The organism is Faecalibacterium sp. AF28-13AC, assembly GCF_003478405.1.
Lineage (GTDB): Bacteria > Bacillota > Clostridia > Oscillospirales > Ruminococcaceae > Faecalibacterium > Faecalibacterium prausnitzii_E.
The window spans coordinates 503,477-524,435 of the sequence record NZ_QUFG01000001.1 but is presented as its reverse complement, the minus strand read 5'-3'; the positions used below and the strand labels follow the sequence as shown (position 1 = coordinate 524,435).

General features: G+C 50.9%; 18 protein-coding genes. 1 reads left to right on the top strand and 17 read right to left on the bottom strand.

Annotated elements, in window-relative coordinates; all coding sequences use genetic code 11:
* Positions 1–43 precede the first annotated feature (43 nt).
* From DWY95_RS02415 to DWY95_RS02355, 13 genes are all read right to left on the bottom strand, one after another.
* Positions 44–3,184: a type I restriction endonuclease subunit R gene (locus DWY95_RS02415; RefSeq protein WP_118552016.1), complete on the bottom strand. Its 3,141-nt coding sequence runs from the start codon at positions 3,182–3,184 to the stop codon at positions 44–46.
* Between the two features lie 12 nt (positions 3,185–3,196).
* Complete coding sequence (locus DWY95_RS02410; RefSeq protein ID WP_147365913.1) at positions 3,197–3,754, bottom strand: hypothetical protein; 558 nt, start codon at positions 3,752–3,754, stop codon at positions 3,197–3,199.
* Between the two features lie 5 nt (positions 3,755–3,759).
* On the bottom strand, positions 3,760–4,359 hold the full coding sequence (locus DWY95_RS02405) for a restriction endonuclease subunit S (RefSeq protein ID WP_243082535.1): 600 nt from the start codon (positions 4,357–4,359) through the stop codon (positions 3,760–3,762).
* A gap of 17 nt (positions 4,360–4,376) precedes the next feature.
* Complete coding sequence (locus tag DWY95_RS02400) at positions 4,377–5,690, bottom strand: restriction endonuclease subunit S (RefSeq protein ID WP_118552010.1); 1,314 nt, start codon at positions 5,688–5,690, stop codon at positions 4,377–4,379.
* Positions 5,683–6,549: a hypothetical protein gene (locus DWY95_RS02395; protein ID WP_118552008.1), complete on the bottom strand. Its 867-nt coding sequence runs from the start codon at positions 6,547–6,549 to the stop codon at positions 5,683–5,685. Before DWY95_RS02395 ends, DWY95_RS02400 begins: the two co-directional genes overlap by 8 nt.
* Before the next feature lie 2 nt (positions 6,550–6,551).
* Positions 6,552–7,589 carry a virulence RhuM family protein gene (locus DWY95_RS02390; RefSeq protein ID WP_118552006.1) on the bottom strand — a complete coding sequence of 346 codons (1,038 nt, stop codon included), beginning with the start codon at positions 7,587–7,589 and terminating at the stop codon, positions 6,552–6,554.
* A gap of 1 nt (position 7,590) precedes the next feature.
* Positions 7,591–9,153: a type I restriction-modification system subunit M gene (locus DWY95_RS02385; protein ID WP_118527921.1), complete on the bottom strand. Its 1,563-nt coding sequence runs from the start codon at positions 9,151–9,153 to the stop codon at positions 7,591–7,593.
* Positions 9,154–9,405: 252 nt separating this feature from the next.
* Positions 9,406–10,674 (bottom strand): plasmid recombination protein, encoded by a 1,269-nt coding sequence (locus tag DWY95_RS02380; RefSeq protein ID WP_243082525.1) that lies wholly within the window; start codon positions 10,672–10,674, stop codon positions 9,406–9,408.
* Between the two features lie 253 nt (positions 10,675–10,927).
* Positions 10,928–11,161: a complexin-2 gene (locus DWY95_RS02375; RefSeq protein WP_118552002.1), complete on the bottom strand. Its 234-nt coding sequence runs from the start codon at positions 11,159–11,161 to the stop codon at positions 10,928–10,930.
* 85 nt (positions 11,162–11,246) lie between these two features.
* Positions 11,247–12,371 (bottom strand): helicase RepA family protein, encoded by a 1,125-nt coding sequence (locus DWY95_RS02370; RefSeq protein WP_118552000.1) that lies wholly within the window; start codon positions 12,369–12,371, stop codon positions 11,247–11,249.
* Positions 12,368–12,691 carry a hypothetical protein gene (locus DWY95_RS02365; RefSeq protein ID WP_118551998.1) on the bottom strand — a complete coding sequence of 108 codons (324 nt, stop codon included), beginning with the start codon at positions 12,689–12,691 and terminating at the stop codon, positions 12,368–12,370. The genes DWY95_RS02370 and DWY95_RS02365 overlap by 4 nt, the downstream gene beginning before the upstream one ends.
* A gap of 2 nt (positions 12,692–12,693) precedes the next feature.
* Positions 12,694–13,770, bottom strand: a complete 1,077-nt coding sequence (locus DWY95_RS02360; RefSeq protein ID WP_118551996.1) for a site-specific integrase — start codon at positions 13,768–13,770, stop codon at positions 12,694–12,696.
* 4 nt (positions 13,771–13,774) lie between these two features.
* On the bottom strand, positions 13,775–13,960 hold the full coding sequence (locus DWY95_RS02355) for a hypothetical protein (RefSeq protein WP_055184318.1): 186 nt from the start codon (positions 13,958–13,960) through the stop codon (positions 13,775–13,777).
* A gap of 333 nt (positions 13,961–14,293) precedes the next feature.
* Here DWY95_RS02355 and DWY95_RS02350 point away from each other — a divergent pair, with 333 nt between their 5' ends.
* On the top strand, positions 14,294–14,797 hold the full coding sequence (locus tag DWY95_RS02350; protein ID WP_118551994.1) for a helix-turn-helix transcriptional regulator: 504 nt from the start codon (positions 14,294–14,296) through the stop codon (positions 14,795–14,797).
* A gap of 157 nt (positions 14,798–14,954) precedes the next feature.
* Here DWY95_RS02350 and guaA read toward each other — a convergent pair whose 3' ends face one another.
* The 4 genes from guaA to fusA all read right to left on the bottom strand — a co-directional run bounded on the left by guaA (position 14,955) and on the right by fusA (position 20,937).
* Entirely contained in the window at positions 14,955–16,502 is a 1,548-nt protein-coding gene (gene guaA / locus DWY95_RS02345) for a glutamine-hydrolyzing GMP synthase (RefSeq protein WP_118551992.1), read from the bottom strand.
* A 97-nt stretch (positions 16,503–16,599) separates the two neighbouring features.
* Positions 16,600–17,229, bottom strand: coding sequence for a GyrI-like domain-containing protein (locus DWY95_RS02340; RefSeq protein WP_118551990.1), 630 nt, complete (start codon positions 17,227–17,229; stop codon positions 16,600–16,602).
* A gap of 207 nt (positions 17,230–17,436) precedes the next feature.
* Positions 17,437–18,639: an elongation factor Tu gene (tuf, locus tag DWY95_RS02335; protein ID WP_118551988.1), complete on the bottom strand. Its 1,203-nt coding sequence runs from the start codon at positions 18,637–18,639 to the stop codon at positions 17,437–17,439.
* A 171-nt stretch (positions 18,640–18,810) separates the two neighbouring features.
* On the bottom strand, positions 18,811–20,937 hold the full coding sequence (gene fusA / locus DWY95_RS02330; protein ID WP_118551986.1) for an elongation factor G: 2,127 nt from the start codon (positions 20,935–20,937) through the stop codon (positions 18,811–18,813).
* Positions 20,938–20,959 lie beyond the last annotated feature (22 nt).

Sequence of the window (20,959 nt, the reverse complement as noted above, 5' to 3'; positions counted from 1 at the left end):
ACCATTATCGATGTTACCGTTATAGTACTATCCTCTATACCATTTAGTCATGTTTTCCCTCCTCAAATGAACTTCCACCAATCCCAAAGAACTTATCAAAGAAGCTCTTCAGCTTATCGATCACGCCTTGCTTCTTCTGCGCACGGCCACCGCCGCCAAAGCGGGAAACAGGCGGCATCAGCTTGTCAATATCGGTGCCCACAGTTTTGATTTCACCATCACGGAACGCATTGGCCAGATACTTGCGTGTCTCCGGCTCCTTCAGCTTTTCCTCTTGGATGATCTTTGCAAGCTCTTTCTCCCGCTGTTCGGACACATAAGTGTTCCACTCTGCCATCACATCATCCACATCGTTGACACCTGCAATAAAGGTTTCAATCAGTTGCTTTTTGCTGCGCAGTTCCGGGCTGGCATCAATCGCCTTGCGAATCGTGATGAGCACCTCTTTGTCATCGCAATGGGTGTCATGGTACTTTTTGACCAGCATCAGAATGTAGTCAATGTTGATCTCGACCTGCCGAATCAGCTCCACCTCGAACACCACATCATCCGTGATGTCCTCTTTGGTTTCATCGTGCTTCTTATTGCGCCATTCATCTCGCAAGTCCTGATAGCGGCCTAAGTAGTCCTGTAAATCCCGTTCCGAGATCATCTCGTTGCCTTTGAAATCATCAAAGGAGGACAGCAGGTTCCGCATCCGCAGCAGTGCGCCAAACAGCACGATAAAGTCTTTCTGGTTCTGCTCTCCGACGATCTGCGGCTCTGTCAGCGGGAACTTCTGCGTCAGGTCATCGATCATGTCTGTATAACCCTGATGGTATTTTCCCTGCTCGTCCATATAACCGTGGTAGTAGTCCGCATATTTGCGCAACAGAACGATGCCACCCGCATTTTTATCTCCGAACAGCGAGATAGCCGCATCTACCCGCTTCTGCAGATTGCGGAAGCAGACGATATTGCCAAAGGTCTTGATGCTGTTCAAGATACGGTTCGTCCGGCTGAACGCCTGAATCAGACCGTGCATCTTCAGGTTTTTGTCCACCCAAAGGGTGTTCAGGGTCGTGGCATCGAAGCCCGTCAGGAACATATTGACCACGATCAGCAGGTCAAGTTCCTTGTTCTTCATGCGGAGCGATACATCCTTGTAGTAGTTCTGGAACCGTTCGCCATCGGTCGAGTAGTTCGTATGGAACATCTCGTTGTAATCCTGAATGGCTGCGTCCAGAAAATCCCGGCTGCTCTGGTCAAGGTTGGAGGTATCTTCTGGGTTTTCCTCGTCCAGAATGCCATCCGTTTCCGCTTCATTGGCTCCATAGCTGTAAATGGTAGCAATGCGCAGCCGCTTGGTCGGGTCTGTCGCCATCTGTTTTTTGAACTCCTGATAATACAGCTTTGCCATCGGCACAGATGCCACGCAGAAAATCGAATTAAAACCGCTGACGCGCTGTTTTTGCTTGATTTCCTCCACTGCACCACGCTGGGCAGAGGCCACCTCTGCCACATTCGTCAGCAGATTAAACTCATACGATTTGTCTCCCCGATAGGTTTTCTGGTCGAAGTGGTCAAGGATGTACTTGGTCACCAGCGAAATGCGCTTGGGAGCCATGAACGCCTTTTCCCGGTCAATGTCCCAAACCTGTTTATCGTCCATGTCCGGCTCTGCGTCCATCGTCTTGATGTAGTCCACACGGAACGGCAGCACATTCTTATCATTGATGGCATCCACGATGGTATAAGTATGCAGCTGGTCGCCAAAGGTCTGTGCCGTGGTAAAATAACGTGGGTCAGTAGAAGTTCCTGCATTGACTGCAAAAATCGGCGTTCCAGTAAAGCCGAACAGGTGGTATTTTTTGAAATTGTGGACAATGGCTTTATGCATATCACCGAACTGGCTGCGATGGCACTCGTCAAAGATGATCACAACGTGCTTCTGGTAGACCTCATGCCCCGGATTTTTCTTGATAAAGGTTGCCAGCTTCTGGATGGTGGTAATGATGATATGAGCTTCCGGGTTTTCCAACTGGCGTTTCAGAATCGTGGTGCTGGTGTTGGAGTTTGCTGCGCCCTTCTCGAAGCGGTCATATTCCTTCATGGTCTGGTAGTCCAAGTCCTTGCGGTCTACCACAAACAACACCTTGTCGATGTAGGGCAACTGCGATGCCAGCCGTGCCGTTTTGAACGAAGTCAGCGTCTTGCCGGAGCCAGTGGTGTGCCAGATGTAGCCGCCGCCTTCGATGCTGCCATACTTTTTGTAGTTGTTGGCGATCTCGATGCGGTTCAGAATCCGCTCCGTTGCCGTGATTTGGTATGGACGCATCACCATCAGCATCTTTTCTGAGGTAAAGATGCAGTACCGGGTCAGCACGCTCAGGATCGTGTGCTTTGCAAAGAATGTCCGGGTAAAGTCGATCAGATCCGTCAGCACACGGTTATTCGCATCGGCCCAGTAGGAGGTAAATTCAAAGCTATTGCTGGTCTTTTCCTTTTTCATCTTGCCGTGTTTGGCATCCTTGATGGCATTGTAGCGGGTGCTGTTGGAGTAGTACTTGGTATTTGTGCCGTTGGAGATCACGAAAATCTGCACATACTCGTACAAGCCGCAGCCCGCCCAGAACGAATCCCGCTGATAGCGGTTGATTTGGTTGAACGCCTCCCGGATGGCCACCCCGCGCCGCTTCAGTTCCACATGAACCAGCGGAAAGCCGTTGACCAGAATCGTCACATCGTAGCGGTTATCATGCCGTGCGCCGTCTGCTTGTTTTACCTCATACTGGTTGATGACCTGCAGGCGGTTGTTGTGGATGTTCTTTTTGTCGATCAGTGTGATATTTTTGGAACTTCCATCATCCCGGTGCAATACCTGCACATTGTCTTCCTGAATCTTTCGGGTCTTTTCGGGAATATGCTCGTTGGGGTTGGCAATCACATCACTGAAAAACTGCTGCCATTCCGTATCGGAAAACTGGTAGTGATTCAGCTCTTCCAACTGACTGCGGAGGTTGGCAATCAGTTCATCCTCGGTATGTAGCGGCAGATAGGTGTAACCCTGCTCGCACAACAGCCGGATAAACTCTTTTTCCAACTCCGCCTCACTCTGGTAGCTGTCAGAGCGCACCTTGGAGGGTTCATAGGTAGCAACAACGGTATCCTCATTGGTAGCCGCAACGATATTGAAAAAGGACATTTCAAATTCCTCCTACTTCAGATTGCTTCCCAAATCATTTCTCATAGACTGATATATTTCTTCCGCATATTTTTCTATGACTTCTTTCGCCGGTTTATTTGTTTTCTTATATCGCCGAATTTCATCATTAAAGGCATCCAATTCTTCCCGACTAACATCTACCCATTCCGATTCGTTTCCATTTTCATCATATGTCGTATGGTGGCGACTTTCGTCGAACGCAGGATCATTTTCCAAGGAATATTTATGATAATCCGTCCACTTTTGCCGAATGAACCAAAAGAATTCGTCAAATGCCTTTCTTGTGTTTTCTGAGGCCATCAAAGTCATTTTCGCTTTGTAAGTCCCAATCTTCTGAAAATATTCCTGTTCAAAGACAATTTGTCTGTTCTTTAAGCATCGCTCCACTTGTTCATAAAAGCTCATGTACAATTCAAGTCTTTTCTCATGGAGGAGCTTTCTCATTTCATTTTCTCTAGCGTTCCTGGATGTCAGAAAAGCAGTCACAGCAGCAACTGCTACTGGAGATATCAATGATATAACAACTGAGGCCACTTGTTCTAATCCCACAACCATCATCCTCTTTCTTCGAATGTCAAAAGCTTATCCCGATAATACTCGTACTGCTTTTGTCTTGCTTCAATCTCTGCGGGCAAGCCGCTGGTCAAATCATTGCAGATTGTATCAAAACGGTCAAGGATAGAAACGATCCGTTTCTGTTCTTCAATCGATGGGAGATCAATTTGCAAACTTAAAATTCTTGTCGAGTTCAAATCCCCACGTGCGCCCTCCTTTTTCGCAAGAAGTTCTTCCTGCTTTGCACAGATGCAGTAATACACATATCTGTACAATGCCATTTCTGGGTCAACTTCAAGATTCAAACAATGCTGGTTTGTTGTCAGCGGAATTTTATTGATTGCGCATCTTCCAGCAGTCGCGCCCGAAATTGCAACTATTACGCAGTTCTCTGGAATCCACTTTGCCGCAGAATTTTTTACTGCACTCTCCGTAATGAAGCACTCCGTCTTGCAAATATCCCGGAATACAACTTCCTGCGTCCTCAACCAAGGAATATTTCCACCTTCGTAATATTCTGATACGCCTTTTTTCGGTGTTCCGCCAGAACAGCTTTTCTTTACTATATCTTGCAGAGAAACAACTGTATAACCAAACACATACTGCAAGAGCTTAATCAGCGCTCTGCTCTGCTCTGCTCTGCTCTGCTCTGCTCTGCTCTGCTCTGCTCTGCTCTGCTCAAAATTGTGTTGCCGGTTTCTGCAAATGTCAAGAGTTTATCGCGGTAATACTCATATTGCTTCTGCCTGGCTTCGATTTCAGCAGGCAAGCCAATATTGAGGTCAGAACAGATTTTCTCAAAATTGTCTAGCACATTTACAATGCGGTTTTGGACATCAAGAGGAGGAACAGGAATCATAAATTTCTTCATATTTGAAGCCAATATATGTTTAACTGTTCCACCAGTTGTTATCTTTTTCAGTCCAGCTTTTCCCTCTGTTGATCTTAAATAATGCATTACAAATCTCGAATTGCAACGTCCTGCATTACTCATTATAATCAATGCGTGACAGTTTGATCCTGCATAGTTATCATCGACAACCGCACACTCGCCTACATGACCAGATTGCACCATCAAAATATCGCCATCTTTTAATTCATTGCGAATATGTTTTTGGTGAAATTCTTTTGAAACATATATAATTTCATTATCTGAAATCACCCCATCATGGATGTTGGTTCCTTCCAAATAACGCACGCCTTGTTCTTCACCGGTAAAATATGGTGTTACCGTTCCAACAAAGCCATTCCGAATAAATGGAAATTCTTTTTCCATTGGCTTCCATTCTACCGGCGTGTTAAAAGTTAATAGCTTATCTCTATAAAAACTATACTGTGTCTTTCTAGCTGTCATTTCTGCCGCAAGCTGTCTTTGTAGTTCTGTTACATTCTCCGTATAATCATCCAAAATTCGGACAATTTCACGCTGAATTTCAATCGGTGGAACTGGCACTTTAATCTCACGAATGGCAGGAACACTTGAATGAACAACCTTACTTTTAACTTTTCCTTTGCTCTTTTGCTGACGCGCATCTGTTGTTGCTAATGCATAGCTCAAATATTTAGGATTCTGATTATGTTTCAATACAACAATATCTCCACCCGCCAAACATTTCTCATGCCCTATATATACACAGCATTTCGCAATATCGTCTACGCTTTCTCCTGTGATTGCAAACAGAATATCTCCGTGCTCAAAGTATTTCTTACTCAACAATTTTGATTCATCTGTATGCGACACGCATTTGTCAAACCACACGCCATAGGTCGTATAAATTTCACCATATCGCACACACGGCGTTCCCTCAGCAGTTACTTGGTCGCGCGTTATTCCTGCACCTCTATAAATATCGACTGCAATTTCACCCAATGTTTTGTATTCCACACCATCCGGGCAAAGCTCGCGAATCATTTCATCCAGCTTACTCATTCGCACCCTCTTCTTTCTTTGCAATATAGGTACTGTACAGTGCCATCACCGCATAATAGTACATATCTTCCTGTGTTTCAATCAAATCTTCATCGAAAATAATATCTTCTTCTGATTTAGCAAATACCCGGCAACAGTCAATAACGATTCGCATCGTCCAGAATGTCATTATTTCTTCTGGGCATCCAGCTAAATCACATTGCAACCAAACCATATCAATTGGTGGCTGCAGTAGCCATTTGGATTTTCCCAAATCTGCGGAGTGAAGGTAATCATACATATATCCGTATAGCGTTCCGTTATAGCTCGTGTCTTTTAATAATTGGAGTGAATCACCTTGATAAAAGTGTGTTCGCCTTATGTCCTCAAATATGTACGGGTTTACGGTTTCAATTTTTTCATCCGAATAACACTCCATCGCTCGATGAAAGTATTTAGCCCCATCATATAAAGTATCTCGTCCAAAACCGCACACCTTAATATCATCTTTTAGTCGTTTTAATGCAACACTCACCTGTTCTTTAGAAACCTCTATTAGCTGAAAATTGGCTTGCTTCAGAATTTCCTTTTGGACTTCCTCACTACATCTTAAAAACTTAGTCGTTATCGCTCTATGATGCTTTCTTTTGAGATTCAGGCTTTTTGCAATCGCTGACAACGGCAAGCATTCTATTTCATCTTCATTATCAATCAGAAAAACTCTTGCCGCTTCTGCAACAGCTTTTTTCTGCGCCTCCACTTCCATTTGCTCACGTTCTTTTTCATGTGAGCGCTGTAGCCAATAGATTGCAACTGTCAATACAACTGTTGCAATCAATGAGAGCACATCCACTACGAAACTCCAAATCTCAAGGCTCATCTTTACTCTAAGTTTTCCTCCAAATACCTGTCAAAATCGCTCTGGTACAACCGATCCTGCACCACACGGTACTTTTCAAACTCCGTTTCGGCGTGCATCTTTGCAAGCTGTGCCGAGATTTTGCCTGCATCCTTCAGCACTTCCAGATCATCTGCCTGCAAATAGATGTCCAGCCGCTTGGCCCAGTCCTCCATGGTCATGGGGATATGACGGCGGGCACGGTTCTCGGCAAGGTCGAGGTATGCCGAAACGATCAGCTCCATGGACTTCATTTCATCTTCGGTCAGATAGTTTTTCGCCACCGAAACATCGCTCTTTTTAATTTTGCCGTTGGGAGCATCCTTCCATGTGTGAAGCCCCATGTGCGGCTTTTCGGCATCGGCACGCTCATAGATCAGCTCTGCCGCTGTATGGCGATGCACGGCATAGTGCATCTTGTTCTGTACCTTCGCAAAGAACTCTTTTGTGGTCAGCGCATTGCGGTCATAATCCAGCGAAGTAGCGTAAATGTCAGTGAGTTTCTGGTAGAAGTTGCGCTCCGAAATGCGAATCTCCCGGATACGCTCCAACTGCTCTTCAAAGTATTTCTTGGTCAGGACTGTGCCACCGTTTTTCAGGCGCTCTTCATCCATTGCCCACCCCTTGATGGTGTACTGCTCCACGATCTGGTTCGCCCAGACACGGAACCGCACCGCCCGCTGGTTGTTCACCTTGAAGCCGACCGCAATAATCATTTGCAGATTATAGTGGTTCACGCTGCGAGTAACCTGTCGGCCACCCTCATTTTGAACTATTCGGAATTTCCGAATCGTTGCCGCCTCGTCCTGCTCATGGTCAGCATAAATCTTTTTGATATGCTCATTGATGGTCGGAAGCCCCACATCGTAAAGGGTCGCCATCATCTTTTGCGTCAGCCAGATGTTTTCATCCTCGTAGCGCATCTCGATGCTGTCCTTGTCCTCCCCTGTGGATGCAACAAAGGTCAGGTATTCCGCCGCAGAAGAACGTACCAATGCAGAATCCTTCTTGTTGTTTTCCATCTTAGCCCTCGATTTCTGCCACGATCTGGTCAATGGCGGCCCGCAGTTCATTTTCTCGTGCTACGATTTGCGCAATTTCAGCGTTCAGCTTCACAATGTCGATCTTCTCACGGGTGTCCTTAGCCTCCACATAAGTGGAAACGGACAGATTGTAGTCATTTTCCTGCACCTCGGAATACTCCGCCAGATGGGAGAAGTGTGCTTCTTCTGCCCGCTGTGCAAAGGTGTCCACTATTTTGTTAATGTTCTCCGGGGTGAGTTTGTTGTTGTTCGTCACCTTGACGCACTCGGAAGAAGCATCAATGAACAGCACTTTATTGTCCGTTTTGCCCTTTTTCAGCACCATGATGCAGGTGGCAATACTGGTACCAAAGAACAGGTTGCTCGGCAACTGGATGATACAGTCAATAAAGTTGTTGTCCACCAGATACTTGCGAATTTTCTGCTCTGCGCCGCCACGGTACATGATGCCGGGAAAGCAGACGATTGCAGCCGTACCGTTGGAAGCCAGCCATGCCAGCGAGTGCATGATAAACGCTAAGTCCGCTTTGCTCTTCGGAGCCAGCACACCAGCCGGAGCAAAACGCGGGTCATTGATGAGCAGCGGATTCTCGTCACCGGCCCACTTGATGGAGTACGGCGGATTCGATACGATCAGCTCAAAGGGTTCATCATCCCAGTGCTGCGGATTTGTCAGCGTATCCTCACAGGCAATGTCGAATTTGTCAAACTCAATGTCGTGCAGGAACATATTGATACGGCACAGGTTATACGTTGTGATGTTGATTTCTTGCCCAAAGAAGCCATTGCGCACAGCGTCCCGTCCCAGCACCTTTTCTGCCTTCAGCAGCAGCGAGCCAGAGCCGCAGGCCGGGTCATATACCTTGTTGATTTCCTTCTTGCCTACCGTACCCAGCCGGGTCAGCAGCTCCGAAACATCGGCAGGCGTAAAGAACTCGCCGCCGGACTTGCCCGCATTGCTGGCGTACATGGTCATCAGGTATTCGTAGGCATCGCCAAAAGCATCAATGTCATGCTCTTTCACATCTCCAAGGTTCATATCTGCTACGCCGTTCAGCAGCTTCACGAGCTTTTCATTGCGTTTGGCAACGGTCGCGCCCAGCTTGTTGCTGTTCACATCGTAATCATCAAACAGCCCTGCAAACTGTCCCTCAGAGGAGCTGCCCTTTGCGGATTCCTCAATGTGCCGGAACACCGTTTCCAGCGTTTCATTGAGGTTTTCATCGCTGGCCGCTTTTGCCCGTACATTGCAGAACAACTCACTGGGCAGGATGAAGAACCCTTTTTCCTGTACCAGCCCTTCCCGTGCCTGCTCTGCCTCTGCATCAGGCATATCCTCATAGCGGAAGTCCGGGTTGCCTGCATCAATTTCGCCCTGATTGATGTAGCTGGCAATGTTCTCCGAAATATAACGGTAGAACATCGTACCGAGAACGTAGCTCTTGAAATCCCATCCGTCCACTGCGCCGCGCAGATCATCCGCTATCGCCCAGATTGCACGGTGCAGTTCTTCGCGTTCCTGTTCTTTTTTGGTGTCTACCATTTTTATTTCCTCCATCAAATGCGGATTCCCGCATTGTTTTCTTTCATTTTAACATAGCAAATGTACCACTATTGGTACATCATGGTGTCTTTTTCAAAAAAGAATATATTTTTCCTTTATACTATTCTAGTAAAGCGTACCACAGCTTTTCCATGATTGCAAGCCGATAAAACTTTCTATTGCATTTTTTGTCGAATTATCACTTATATGTACAGACCCCCGCCAGCATTCGCTGACGGGGGTCTGCTATACTTACAGCTCTACACTGTTCTGTCTGCTCTTCTTCTGGCTCCTATCTGTGGTCTGCTCCTGCTCCCTCATAAACCCAGTGACCTGCTGCATCTTTTCGGCACCGAAATAGTTCCATACTCGCCTGAAATCACGTTTCATCGCATAGAGCTGCGAATTCTCAGCTTTTACCTGTTCCAGCTGCTGGCTCAAATGGCGGGTAGCTTTCTTCTCGTCCTGATAGAAATACTGGTACTTATCCCTCTCGTTCTTAACCTCCCAGTACTTCCGATGGAGGGCAAAGAGTACCTTCACCAACTTCTGGATCAGCGGCATGGCCTTCTTCTCCCGATAGCTCTTGGCGGTCTCAAATGTGGCTGCTTCTGGCACCCATTCTTCTGGCCGCTGGGAGTATTGTGCTGACAGGTTTTCCAAACCTTCCATAATGGGAGCCAGCTTGTTCAGCTTCTGGCTCTGCTTCTGGTAGGTCAGCTCTGCTTTCTGTACCCGCTGTTCAGCGGCTTCTACGGCTGTCTGCGCTGTTTCCAGCTGTTCCTGCATCTCGGTCAGGTCGGTCTGGCACTCCTGCTTGGCAGCTTCCAGAGCCGCTACCTCTTTACTACGCTCCTGCTTTTTGAAGTCCAGCACAGACAGGTGCTCTTCGTGGGTGCCTTTCTGTTCCCACTCGATGCCATGCCGCTCCATCACGGCAGCAAGCTGCTCTTTCTCGGCGTTGATCCACTGGTTCAGCTCAGATTCCCGCTTGGAGCCGCCTGCAAAGCCCAAGGCCTTCAGAGCCTGCTTCAGGGAAACCTTGGTGTCCAGTCCTTTGCCCTTCCAGCCGGACACATACGGCACGAAGTCGATGTGCAGATGGGGCGTAGCTTCGTCCATGTGGAGGAAAGCCCCGAACACCCGCAGTGTCGGGTTCCGCTCTTGGAAGCCCTGCATATACTCGTCCAGCAGTTCCTTTGCCAGTGCGCCATTCTCGGTCAGGACACCCATATCATCTTTGTTGCCGATCTGGACGATCAGCTCATGGAAAAGCTTTTCCTGCTTGCCTGTCCGCAGGTGCTCATAGTAGTCGGTGATACAGCGGTCCTTGCGCTTCTGCTTGGCATTGTAACGCTTCACTGCCTCGTCAAACAGTTCGTGGTACACCTTCTGAATCGGCTCATCCCGGTACACGACATTCAGACTGCTGCGCTTCGGGTCTACGTTTTCAGCGGTGAAACTTCTCCGGTTATGGTTGAGGGAGCCGGGACCCCGCATTGCGGAAATGGTTCTTTTCAATCGCACGTCCTTTCTCTGTGGAAGGTACTGGTGCCGGACACGGCAAAGGCTTTGTTACTTTCGTCGAAAGTAACGCAAAAGCACTTTTGACAGACGTTCCGTCCATCAAAAGATGCCTTTGCGCCTTGCCGGGGGCCTTCGTCTGCGGACGGGGGTTCGCTGCATCTCGTCGCTGCCCGGTCCAACACCACCTTCCTGCGTGATTGCATTCACAGGAGCGTGACACGCTCCTGTCCTCTGCCAATAGAGGAACTCACCAGCGGAAGCTTTCTGGCACGCCTCGTTTGTCCAGATACTCCTGCCGAGCCTGCTCCCGCTGTTCCTCGGTTGGTGCTGTCTTGTACTGGGCATACAGCTCATGCCGCAGCATCGCATCCAGTTTTTGCTCCAAGCCCTGTTCAATAATCTCTTCGTACTCATTTTCGCCGCTCAAATGATAATGCAGCAAGGCGACGAAAAGTTCCTGCGAAATCTGCACATTTTTCATCGTTATCACCATCCCGTGTCGGTTGTGTCGATTGTGACGGTATTTTACATAGTAGCAAAAATACCGTCACAACCGTCACGAATCGTCACGCCCCAGAATTTTCCAGCGTTAATTTGACCACCCTGCCCTCATGGGTGCGCCTGCTTTCGTACCGAATCCCATAGTCGTTGTAGAGCCTGTCGGCACTCACGTTCAGCTTCCGGGTCAAGATGTTTGCCTGTATGCTCACACCCGGCAGACGTTCCAGCAGCTCCGTGGGCGTACCGCTCCACTCTGGATGTTCCGGGCTGAGCATCTTTGCCACCGCTTCCAGAAGCGGGTCGGGCGGCAGCTTCCAGAGTTCCGTTTCGGCTCCTTGGAACTCCCACACGCAGCGTTCCCGGTTGAACTCCAACGTCAACTCCTGATCCGGCTGGTCACGTCCCACAATGTCCAGCAGGGCGGTGTTGTCTGTGCGCCGCTTCTTCTGCATGATGAATGCGCCATCCGCTGCACCCAACAGACCGTTGGTGCCAGAGATCATATCGAAGCTATCCTCGGCTTCCATCTTCCGGGTGTGATGAACCACCAGCAGGCAGATGCCGTACCTGTCGCTGAAAGTTTTCAGTTTGGTCACGATCTCGTAGTCGCTGGCGTAGCTGTATCGGTCACCGCCGATCTCCCGCACCTTCTGCAGGGTGTCGATGATGATGAGCCGTACATCCGGGTGCTCCCGGATGAATCCTTCCAACTGCTGGTCAAGTCCCTCGCTCACGGACTTGGCCTGCGTTGCGAAGTAGAGATTGCTGGTCTCCTCCACCCCGAACATCCGGGAGAGCCGCCGCTGCAACCGGGCGTAATCATCCTCCAAAGCCAGATAGAGGACGGTGCCTTGATGCACCTCGTACTCCCACAGCGGAAGTCCCATCGCCACATGGTAGGCAAGCTGCCCCATGAAGAACGATTTGCCAACCTTTGGCGCACCTACGAAGAGGTACGTTCCGCTGTAAAGCAGGTCATTCACAATTGGTTTCCTCGGCGGATAGACCGTGTCATACAGTTCGGTCATTGATACCGTATTCAGTCCGAAATTGTTTGCTTTTTTCGCGGCTTGCAGATTGATTTTCTTGTCCGAATTTGTTATAATATTGGTGTGCTTTTTACATGACGGCTGTACCGCATCTGCGCCAACAGATGCACCCGGTACGGTCGTTTTTCTATTGTCCGTCATTCGCATTCCTCCTTAAGTCCGTTCAACGTCAGAGCCACCATTTGAATCGTTTCCAGCAGGTCCGGCGGAATCTCTTCATCCACTGCCAGTCGCTGCAATTCCTGATAGATCAGTTCCATCTGACCTCGCAAGGCTTTATAGACCCTTGGATTTCCCACCACCGTGATTTCCCGGTCTGTCAGGCGGCGGATGATATACTCCTGCTTGGTCAGCCCCGAAAGCCTGACCTTTGCATCCAGCAGTGCATCCTCCTCTGGTGACATTCGGAAGGCCACCACCTTGTTCCGCCAGCGGCCTTGCCTGTCGAGTACCCGTTCCATTTTCACCCTTCCTTTCGCTCCATGTCCAGCTTCTGCGCCATCTCCTGCTGCTTTGAGGGGAAGAGGTGTGCGTACTTATAGGTGATGTCCACGCTCTCATGCCCTACCCGGTCAGCGATTGCCAAAGCCGAGAAGCCCATTTCAATCAGCAGCGACACATGGGAGTGCCGTAGGTCGTGGATTCGTATCCGCTTCACCCCGGCTTCCTTGGCTCCCCTGTCCATCTCATGGTGCAGGTAGCTCTTGGTCACCTCAAAGATTCGCTGATCCGGCTGGACTTTGTAGAGGGATTTCAGGTAGTCTCTGATCTCGTCCGTCAGAAACTGCGGCATCTGGATGACACGGACGCTCTTGGGTGTCTTCGGGTCGGTGATCACATCCCGGCCTTTCAGCCTTTGATAGGATTTGGTGATGGAGAGCAGCCCCTTGTCCAAGTCGAAGTCTGCCGGAGTCAGAGCCAGCAGCTCGCCCTCCCGGATGCCACACCAGTAGAGGACCTCAAAAGCGTAATAGGATTGCGGCTTGTCCATCATGACTTCTGCGAATTTGAGGTACTCTTCCTTTGTCCAGAAAAGCATTTCCTTGTGCTTTTCTGACCCCATGCACCCGGCTGTGGCTGCTGCGTTTGATTTCAGCCCGTAGAACCGGACGGCGTGATTCAGAATGGCACTGAGTTGTCCATGCAGCGTCTTGAGGTAGGTCGGCGAGTAGGCCTTGCCGTTTTTGTCCCGGTAGTTCAGCATCTCGTTCTGCCATGCGATCACATCCCGTGGCTTTATCTCGCTGAGCCGTTTTTCTTTGAAATACGGTAAGATTTTCGTTCGGATGATATGCTCCTTGGTAAACCATGTGTTTTCCCGGAGTCGCTTCTTTTTGTCCGTGATATAAATTTCCACAAAGGCTTCAAATGTCATGGTCAGGTCTGCCGCCTGTTGAAGAAGGAACTCCCGCTCCCACGCCAGAGCATCCTTCTTGGTGGCAAATCCCCGTTTCAGCTTTTTCTGCTTCACACCTTGCCAGTTCTCGAAGTAGAAGGAAGCGTACCATGTGCCCTGTTTGCTGTCCTTGTAGGCTGGCATCCTATCACTCCTCCCCTGCCCCGTAGATTTTCTCCTGATAGTACCTCCTGCTTACCCGGCCTCCTACGGTCGTGTAGCCTTTGGCCTTCAGTTCCTCGTTCCACTGGGCGATCATCTTGTACGCCAGACCCTGGGAGATGTCCAGTTCCTTTGCCAGCTCGTCTGCCTTGATAAAAATGCTGTTTGCCATTTTTTGTCCTTTCCTTGTCGGTTTCGTTTCGGTGCCGCTTCGTCCTCGCTGACTTCCGGCAGGCATATCCCCTTTGCGGTGCTGTGCCGTCCCCTTACGGAGCGCTCGCTTCCTTTCGGAAGGTCTTGGCGGTTTGGGTCAGTTTGGCGGTCATTCAATTTTACTAAGCATTTTTGCTTATCTTTTTGCATCCTCATTATACTAAACACATTCCGTTAAGTCAAGAGGTTTTCAGGTAAAATCTTAAACTTTTTTGTTTATTTTCTATTGCACCTCCTGTTTTTCTGTGCTATACTAGGTTCAACAAATATGTTTAAGTCAGGAGGCAATCGCATGGCAGTCGGTGACCGCATCAAACGTGCCCGCAACCTCCGAGGTATGACCCAGAAAGAACTGGGCATTGCTATCGGGTTTGAGGAGAAGAGCGCAGACATCCGTATCGCACAATACGAAAGCAACACCCGCACTCCCAAGGAAGAGCTGCTCCGCAAGATTGCGGAGGTGCTGGACGTGAACTACCGTTCCCTCTATGAGCCGACCCTGTACGCTGCAGAGGATGTGATGTACACTCTGTTCGAGCTGGACGAGCACTATCCCGGCACCCGGCTCTACGAGGTCACAGACACCACAGACCCGAATTTCCCGGAAAAGCACATGGCTGTCAGTTTCCGTTATCGCCTGCTGGATGATTTCTTAAAGGAGTGGCAGCTTCGCAAGAAGCAGCTCCGGGAGGGCGAGATCACCAAGGAAGAGTATCTGGAATGGAAGCTCAACTGGCCTCAGACCGCCGACGACTGCGGACGCTACGAGCCGAAGAAAAAGTGGCGTAAAGAATAAAAGACACAAAAATGCCCTCTGAAAAACTTACCGTTTCTCAGAGGGCATTCTCATGTCTCTCTTTGTGAATAATCGCCTGATAGTATCAAAGCAGTATCACAGAGCCTTTTGACTCTCAAAATATTGCATTGCATCAATACTTTTCAGGGTTTGCAGATTACTCGAGCTCGATCGTGGCGGGCGGCTTGCCGGTGCAATCGTAGAACACGCGATTGACATGCTTGACCTCATTCACGATGCGGCTGGTGACAGTGCCCAGGACATCCCAGGGCATGTTATAGCTTTCGGCAGTCATGAAGTCGGTGGTGGTGACAGCACGCAGAGCCACAGCGTAGTCATACGTGCGCTCGTCACCCATAACACCGACGCTGCGCATGTTGGTCAGAGCTGCGTAATACTGGTTGATTTCCTTGTCCAGACCGGCCTTCGCGATCTCCTCGCGCCAGATAGCGTCTGCGTCCTGCACGATGGCGACCTTTTCGGGGGTCACTTCGCCGATGATGCGGATGCCCAGACCGGGGCCGGGGAACGGCTGACGGCTGACCAGATACTCCGGCAGGCCCAGCTCACGGCCGACCTGACGGACCTCGTCCTTGAACAGGTTGCGCAGAGGCTCGACCAGTTCCTTGAAGTCCACCGTGTCGGGCAGGCCGCCGACATTGTGGTGGCTCTTGATGACGGTGGACTCGCCGCCCAGACCGCTCTCGACAACGTCGGGATAGATGGTGCCCTGTGCCAGGAAATCCACCTTGCCGATCTTCTTGGCCTCTTCCTCGAAGACGCGGATGAACTCCTCGCCGATGATCTTGCGCTTGCGTTCCGGCTCTGTGACGCCTGCCAGCTTGCCAAAGTAACGCTCACGGGCATCCACGCAGACGAAGTTGATATCAAAGTTGGGGTTGCCGGGGCCGAAGACGGCGCAGACCTCTTCCTTTTCGTTCTTGCGGAGCAGGCCGTGATCCACGAAAACGCAGGTCAGCTGCTTGCCGACCGCCTTGGCCAGCATAGCTGCCAGGACCGAGGAATCCACGCCGCCGGACAGAGCGCACAGCACCTTGCCGTCTCCGATCTCTTTCCGCAGGGCCTTGACGTTGTTCTCCACGAAAGAGTCCATCTTCCAGTCGCCCGTGCAGCCGCAGACGTTATACACGAAGTTGTGCAGCATCTTCTTGCCCTCGGCGGTGTGCAGGACTTCCGGATGGAACTGGACGGCATACAGGCCCTTCTCTGCATTTTCCGCAGCGGCCACCGGGCAGTTCACCGTATGCGCCGTGATCCGGAAGTCGGGTGCTGCCTGCTCAATGTAGTCATTGTGGCTCATCCAGCAGATGGTGGAGGGCTGAACATCCGCGAACATCTTACTGGAATTGTCCACGAAGACCTCCGTTTTGCCGTATTCACGCTCCGGTGCACGGCAGACATGACCGCCCAGCAGGTGCATCATCAGCTGGCTGCCGTAGCAGATGCCCAGGATGGGCACACCCCAGTTGAAGATCTCCGGGTCGATCGTCGGGGAATCCTCCAGATAGACGCTGTTGGGGCCGCCGGTGAAGATGATGCCCTTCGGGTTCTTGGCCTTGATCAGTGCCAGATCCGTCTTGTAGGAATAGATTTCACAGTAGACATTGTTCTCGCGGACGCGGCGGGCGATCAGCTGGTTGTACTGGCCGCCGAAATCCAGAACGATCACGGTTTCGTGCTGCATGATATTCTCCTCCCTGTTGCAGGTGTGCTTTTATAGATAAGAATAGTATAGCACATTTCACAACCAAAATCGACATCTTTTGTGGATTTGACCGGATTTATTTTTTTCGAATTGGGTGCCGCAGGACTGTCTTGCATTTTTCCGGAACCGTGCGGCGAGGGTCGGAGAGATAGATCTCATGGTGGCGTCGGGCTGCAAAGTCAACCTCATATCCCTGCACCTCCGCAAAGGCGTCCATCTGGCGCAGTGTTTCCGGCTCATTGTCGTATGGACCAAGGTGCAGACACTGAACACAAAGCCCCTCGTCATAATGGAAGAATTCAACCTTTGAAAAATCCTTCCGTTTTTTGGCGGTCGCTTCCTGCACAGCCCAGTCAAACTCAGCTTTCGTCACGAACTCCGGCAGGCGGATCATCGACGTCCACTCGAATGTCTCCTTGTGGGCGTAGTCCACCCCATCAACGCCTGCCTGATGCCACAGACCCTCCAGCGGCGGAACGACATATTCGAAGTAACCGTCGATCATGTGACTCCCCTTATAGCTCATCTTGATGGTGAATGCAATGCCGTACAGCAGCTCCATCGCTGCTTTGTATTCGCCATCCGGCTCATTGGGGTCCCCTTTCCCCTGCACCGCCACAAAATTCATAGGCGGGATGGTCACAAGCGTTGGTTGCTTCGGCGGCAGGTAAAATTCCTTGTATTCTTTCTTATAATCAAAGGCCATCGTTTACACCCTCCGGAGATTTATTCTGTTTCAAGTGTATCACAACAACCAAAATTTGTAAAGCCGCTTTTTATCAAAACGAAAAAGCCCTTCTGCGCCTGTCGCAGAAGGGCTGATATAAGCAAAAAGAGCGTTCCCACTCTCCGGAATGGGAACGCTCTTTGTAAGTTTAACCTTATGCCTTAGAACAGGCGCGAAGGGTCAAAATCACTCAATGATCTTGCCGACAACGCCGGAACCAACGGTACGGCCACCCTCACGGATAGCGAAACGCAGGCCCTCTTCCATAGCAACGGGGGTCAGCAGCTCAACGTGCATCATGACGTTATCGCCAGGCATGCACATCTCGGTGCCTTCCGGCAGAGTGATGATGCCGGTCACGTCGGTGGTACGGAAGTAGAACTGAGGACGATAGTTGGAGAAGAACGGGGTGTGACGGCCGCCTTCGTCCTTGGTCAGAACGTAGACCTGAGACTCGAAGACCTTGTGGGGGTGAACAGAACCCGGCTTTGCCAGGACCTGGCCACGCTCGATCTGGGTACGATCAACACCACGCAGCAGAGCGCCGATGTTATCGCCAGCCTCAGCGAAGTCCAGAGACTTACGGAACATTTCCAGACCGGTGATGGTGGTGTTCAGGCGATCGGGCTTGATGCCGACGATCTCCATAGCGTCGCCAACCTTGGCAACACCACGCTCGACACGGCCGGTAGCAACGGTACCACGGCCAGAAATGGTCATGACATCCTCGATGGGCATCAGGAAGGGCTTGTCCTCCTCACGATCCGGGTTGGGGATGTAGGAGTCAACAGCGTCCATCAGCTCCTTGATGCACTCGTAAGCAGGATCAGAAGGATCGTTGGGAGCCTCCAGAGCCTTCAGAGCAGAACCACGGATGATCGGGGTATCGTCACCGGGGAAGTCATACTCGCTCAGCAGCTCGCGGATCTCCATCTCGACCAGATCCAGCAGCTCTTCGTCGTCGACCATATCGCACTTGTTCATGAAAACAACGATATAGGGCACGCCGACCTGACGAGCCAGCAGGATGTGCTCACGGGTCTGGGGCATGGGACCATCGGTAGCAGCAACGACCAGGATAGCGCCGTCCATCTGAGCAGCACCAGTGATCATGTTCTTGACGTAGTCAGCATGGCCCGGGCAGTCAACGTGAGCATAGTGACGAGCGTCGGTCTGATACTCAACGTGAGCGGAGTTGATCGTGATACCACGAGCACGCTCTTCGGGAGCCTTATCGATGTTGGCATAGTCCATGAACTCTGCATCACCCTTCAGTGCCAGGTACTTGGTGATCGCAGCGGTCAGAGTGGTCTTGCCGTGGTCAACGTGACCGATGGTGCCGATGTTAACATGCGGCTTGGAACGGTCAAATTTTGCCTTTTCAGCCATTGGAATATCCTCCCTTTATAATCGGATTGAATTTGGTTACAACAGTCCTGCAAAAACAGAATTGCATTGCAAAACTATTCTACTAGATTCAGCCTGTAAAATCAAGTGTTTTTACAGGAAATTTTGCCGGAGCTACACTACCCCGGCAAAATTCGTTTTCAATTCAGGCAATCAAGCCTTGGTGCGGCCAGCAATGATCTGGTCGGCAATGTTCTTGGGCACCGGCTCGTAGTGAGACGGCTCCATGACATACTGGCCACGGCCCTGGGTCTTGGAACGCAGGTCGGTGGCGTAGCCGAACATCTGAGCCAGAGGAACGAAAGCATTGACACGCTGCGTGCCTGCCATTGCTTCCATGCCCTGGATCTGGCCACGGCGAGCATTCAGGTCGCCGATGACATCGCCCAGATACTCATCGGGAACGATGACAGCAACCTTCATGATGGGCTCGGTGATGATGGGGTCAGCCTTGCGCATAGCGTCCTTGAAGGCCATAGAACCTGCGATGGAGAAGGCCATTTCAGAGGAGTCGACCTCATGATAAGAACCATCCCACAGGGTGACCTTGACGTCAACAACAGGATAACCAGCCAGAACACCGGCCTTCATAGCACCCTGGATACCGTTGTCGATAGCCGGGATGTATTCCTTCGGGATCGCGCCGCCAACGATGGCGTTGACGAACTCGTAACCCTTGCCAGGCTCGTTGGGCTCGATCTTGATCTTGACGTGACCATACTGGCCCTTACCACCGGACTGACGAGCGTACTTGGTCTCCTGGTTGGCCTCCTTGCGGATGGTCTCACGGTAAGCGACCTGAGGTGCGCCGACGTTTGCCTCGACCTTGAACTCACGCAGCAGACGATCGACGATGATCTCCAGATGGAGCTCGCCCATGCCTGCGATGATGGTCTGGCCAGTCTCTTCGTCCGTGTAGGTCTTGAAGGTGGGGTCCTCTTCGGCCAGCTTTGCCAGCGCGATGCCCATCTTCTCGTTGCCAGCCTTGGTCTTCGGCTCAATGGCAACGCGGATAACGGGCTCAGGGAACTTCATGGACTCCAGAATGATGGGATGATTCTCATCACACAGAGTATCACCAGTGGTGGTGTTCTTCAGACCGACAACGGCAGCGATATCACCTGCATAGCAGCAGTCGATATCCTTGCGGTGGTTGGAGTGCATCTGCAGGATGCGGCCCATACGCTCCTTGCTGTCCTTCACGGAGTTGTAGACAGTGGTGCCTGCCTCAACCTTACCGGAGTAAACACGGAAGTATGCCAGCTTACCGACGAACGGGTCGGTAGCGATCTTGAAGGCCAGAGCAGCAAACGGAGCGTCATCAGAAGAAGGACGAGTCTCCTGCTCTTCGGTCTCAGGATTCACACCCTTGATGTCCTCGACATCGGTAGGAGCGGGCATGTAGTCCACGATCGCGTCCAGCAGCTTCTGAACGCCGCGGTTCTTGTAGGAAGAACCACAGACCACGGGCACCAGAGTGTTGGCGATGGTCTCCTTGCGGATCGCAGCCTTCAGCTCTTCACGCGTGATCTCCTCACCCTCCAGATACTTCTCCATCAGGACTTCGTCGTTCTCGGCAACAGCCTCGACCAGGATGTTGCGATACTCCTCAGCCTGTTCGACCATATCTTCGGGGATGGGCTCGGTACGCATATCATTGCCCATGTCGTCATAGTAGACCTCAGCGTTCATATCGACCAGGTCAACGATACCACGGAAGGTATCCTCCTGACCGATGGGCAGCTGGATGGCCACGCCATTGGCGTGCAGACGATCATGCAGCATCTTGATGCAGCGGAAGAAGTCAGCACCCATGGTATCCATCTTGTTGACGTACACCATACGGGGGACTTTGTACTCATCAGCCTGACGCCAGACGGTCTCAGACTGAGGCTCGACACCGCCCTTAGCAGCCAGAACGGTCACAGAACCGTCCAGAACGCGCAGGGAACGCTGGACCTCAACGGTGAAGTCCACGTGGCCCGGAGTGTCGATGATGTTGATGCGGTGACGGTTCTTCTTGAACGCGACCGGATCCTTCTGGGTCTCGGAGTGAGACCAGTAGCAGGTGGTAGCAGCAGAAGTAATGGTAATACCACGCTCCTGCTCCTGGACCATCCAGTCCATGGTGGCGCCGCCATCGTGGACCTCACCAATCTTGTGGTTGATACCGGTGTAGTACAGGATACGCTCGGTAGTGGTCGTCTTGCCGGCATCGATATGGGCCATAATGCCGATATTTCTCGTCATCTGAAGAGAAACTTCTCTGGGAGTAGCCATGAAATTAACCTCCTACAGAACA

Bases quoted from the DNA above. Each gene is read 5' to 3' on its own strand.
- DWY95_RS02415 (WP_118552016.1), bottom strand. From the start codon at position 3,184: ATGTCCTTTTTCAATATCGTTGCGGCTACCAATGAGGATACCGTTGTT.
- DWY95_RS02360 (WP_118551996.1), bottom strand. From the start codon at position 13,770: ATGCCAGCCTACAAGGACAGCAAACAGGGCACATGGTACGCTTCCTTC.
- DWY95_RS02350 (WP_118551994.1), top strand. From the start codon at position 14,294: ATGGCAGTCGGTGACCGCATCAAACGTGCCCGCAACCTCCGAGGTATG.
- DWY95_RS02375 (WP_118552002.1), bottom strand. From the start codon at position 11,161: ATGAAAAATGTGCAGATTTCGCAGGAACTTTTCGTCGCCTTGCTGCAT.
- DWY95_RS02400 (WP_118552010.1), bottom strand. From the start codon at position 5,690: ATGAGTAAGCTGGATGAAATGATTCGCGAGCTTTGCCCGGATGGTGTG.
- DWY95_RS02385 (WP_118527921.1), bottom strand. From the start codon at position 9,153: ATGGTAGACACCAAAAAAGAACAGGAACGCGAAGAACTGCACCGTGCA.
- DWY95_RS02390 (WP_118552006.1), bottom strand. From the start codon at position 7,589: ATGGAAAACAACAAGAAGGATTCTGCATTGGTACGTTCTTCTGCGGCG.
- DWY95_RS02355 (WP_055184318.1), bottom strand. From the start codon at position 13,960: ATGGCAAACAGCATTTTTATCAAGGCAGACGAGCTGGCAAAGGAACTG.
- DWY95_RS02365 (WP_118551998.1), bottom strand. From the start codon at position 12,691: ATGGAACGGGTACTCGACAGGCAAGGCCGCTGGCGGAACAAGGTGGTG.
- DWY95_RS02340 (WP_118551990.1), bottom strand. From the start codon at position 17,229: ATGGCCTTTGATTATAAGAAAGAATACAAGGAATTTTACCTGCCGCCG.
- DWY95_RS02395 (WP_118552008.1), bottom strand. From the start codon at position 6,549: ATGAGCCTTGAGATTTGGAGTTTCGTAGTGGATGTGCTCTCATTGATT.
- tuf (WP_118551988.1), bottom strand. From the start codon at position 18,639: ATGGCTGAAAAGGCAAAATTTGACCGTTCCAAGCCGCATGTTAACATC.
- fusA (WP_118551986.1), bottom strand. From the start codon at position 20,937: ATGGCTACTCCCAGAGAAGTTTCTCTTCAGATGACGAGAAATATCGGC.
- guaA (WP_118551992.1), bottom strand. From the start codon at position 16,502: ATGCAGCACGAAACCGTGATCGTTCTGGATTTCGGCGGCCAGTACAAC.
- DWY95_RS02370 (WP_118552000.1), bottom strand. From the start codon at position 12,371: ATGACGGACAATAGAAAAACGACCGTACCGGGTGCATCTGTTGGCGCA.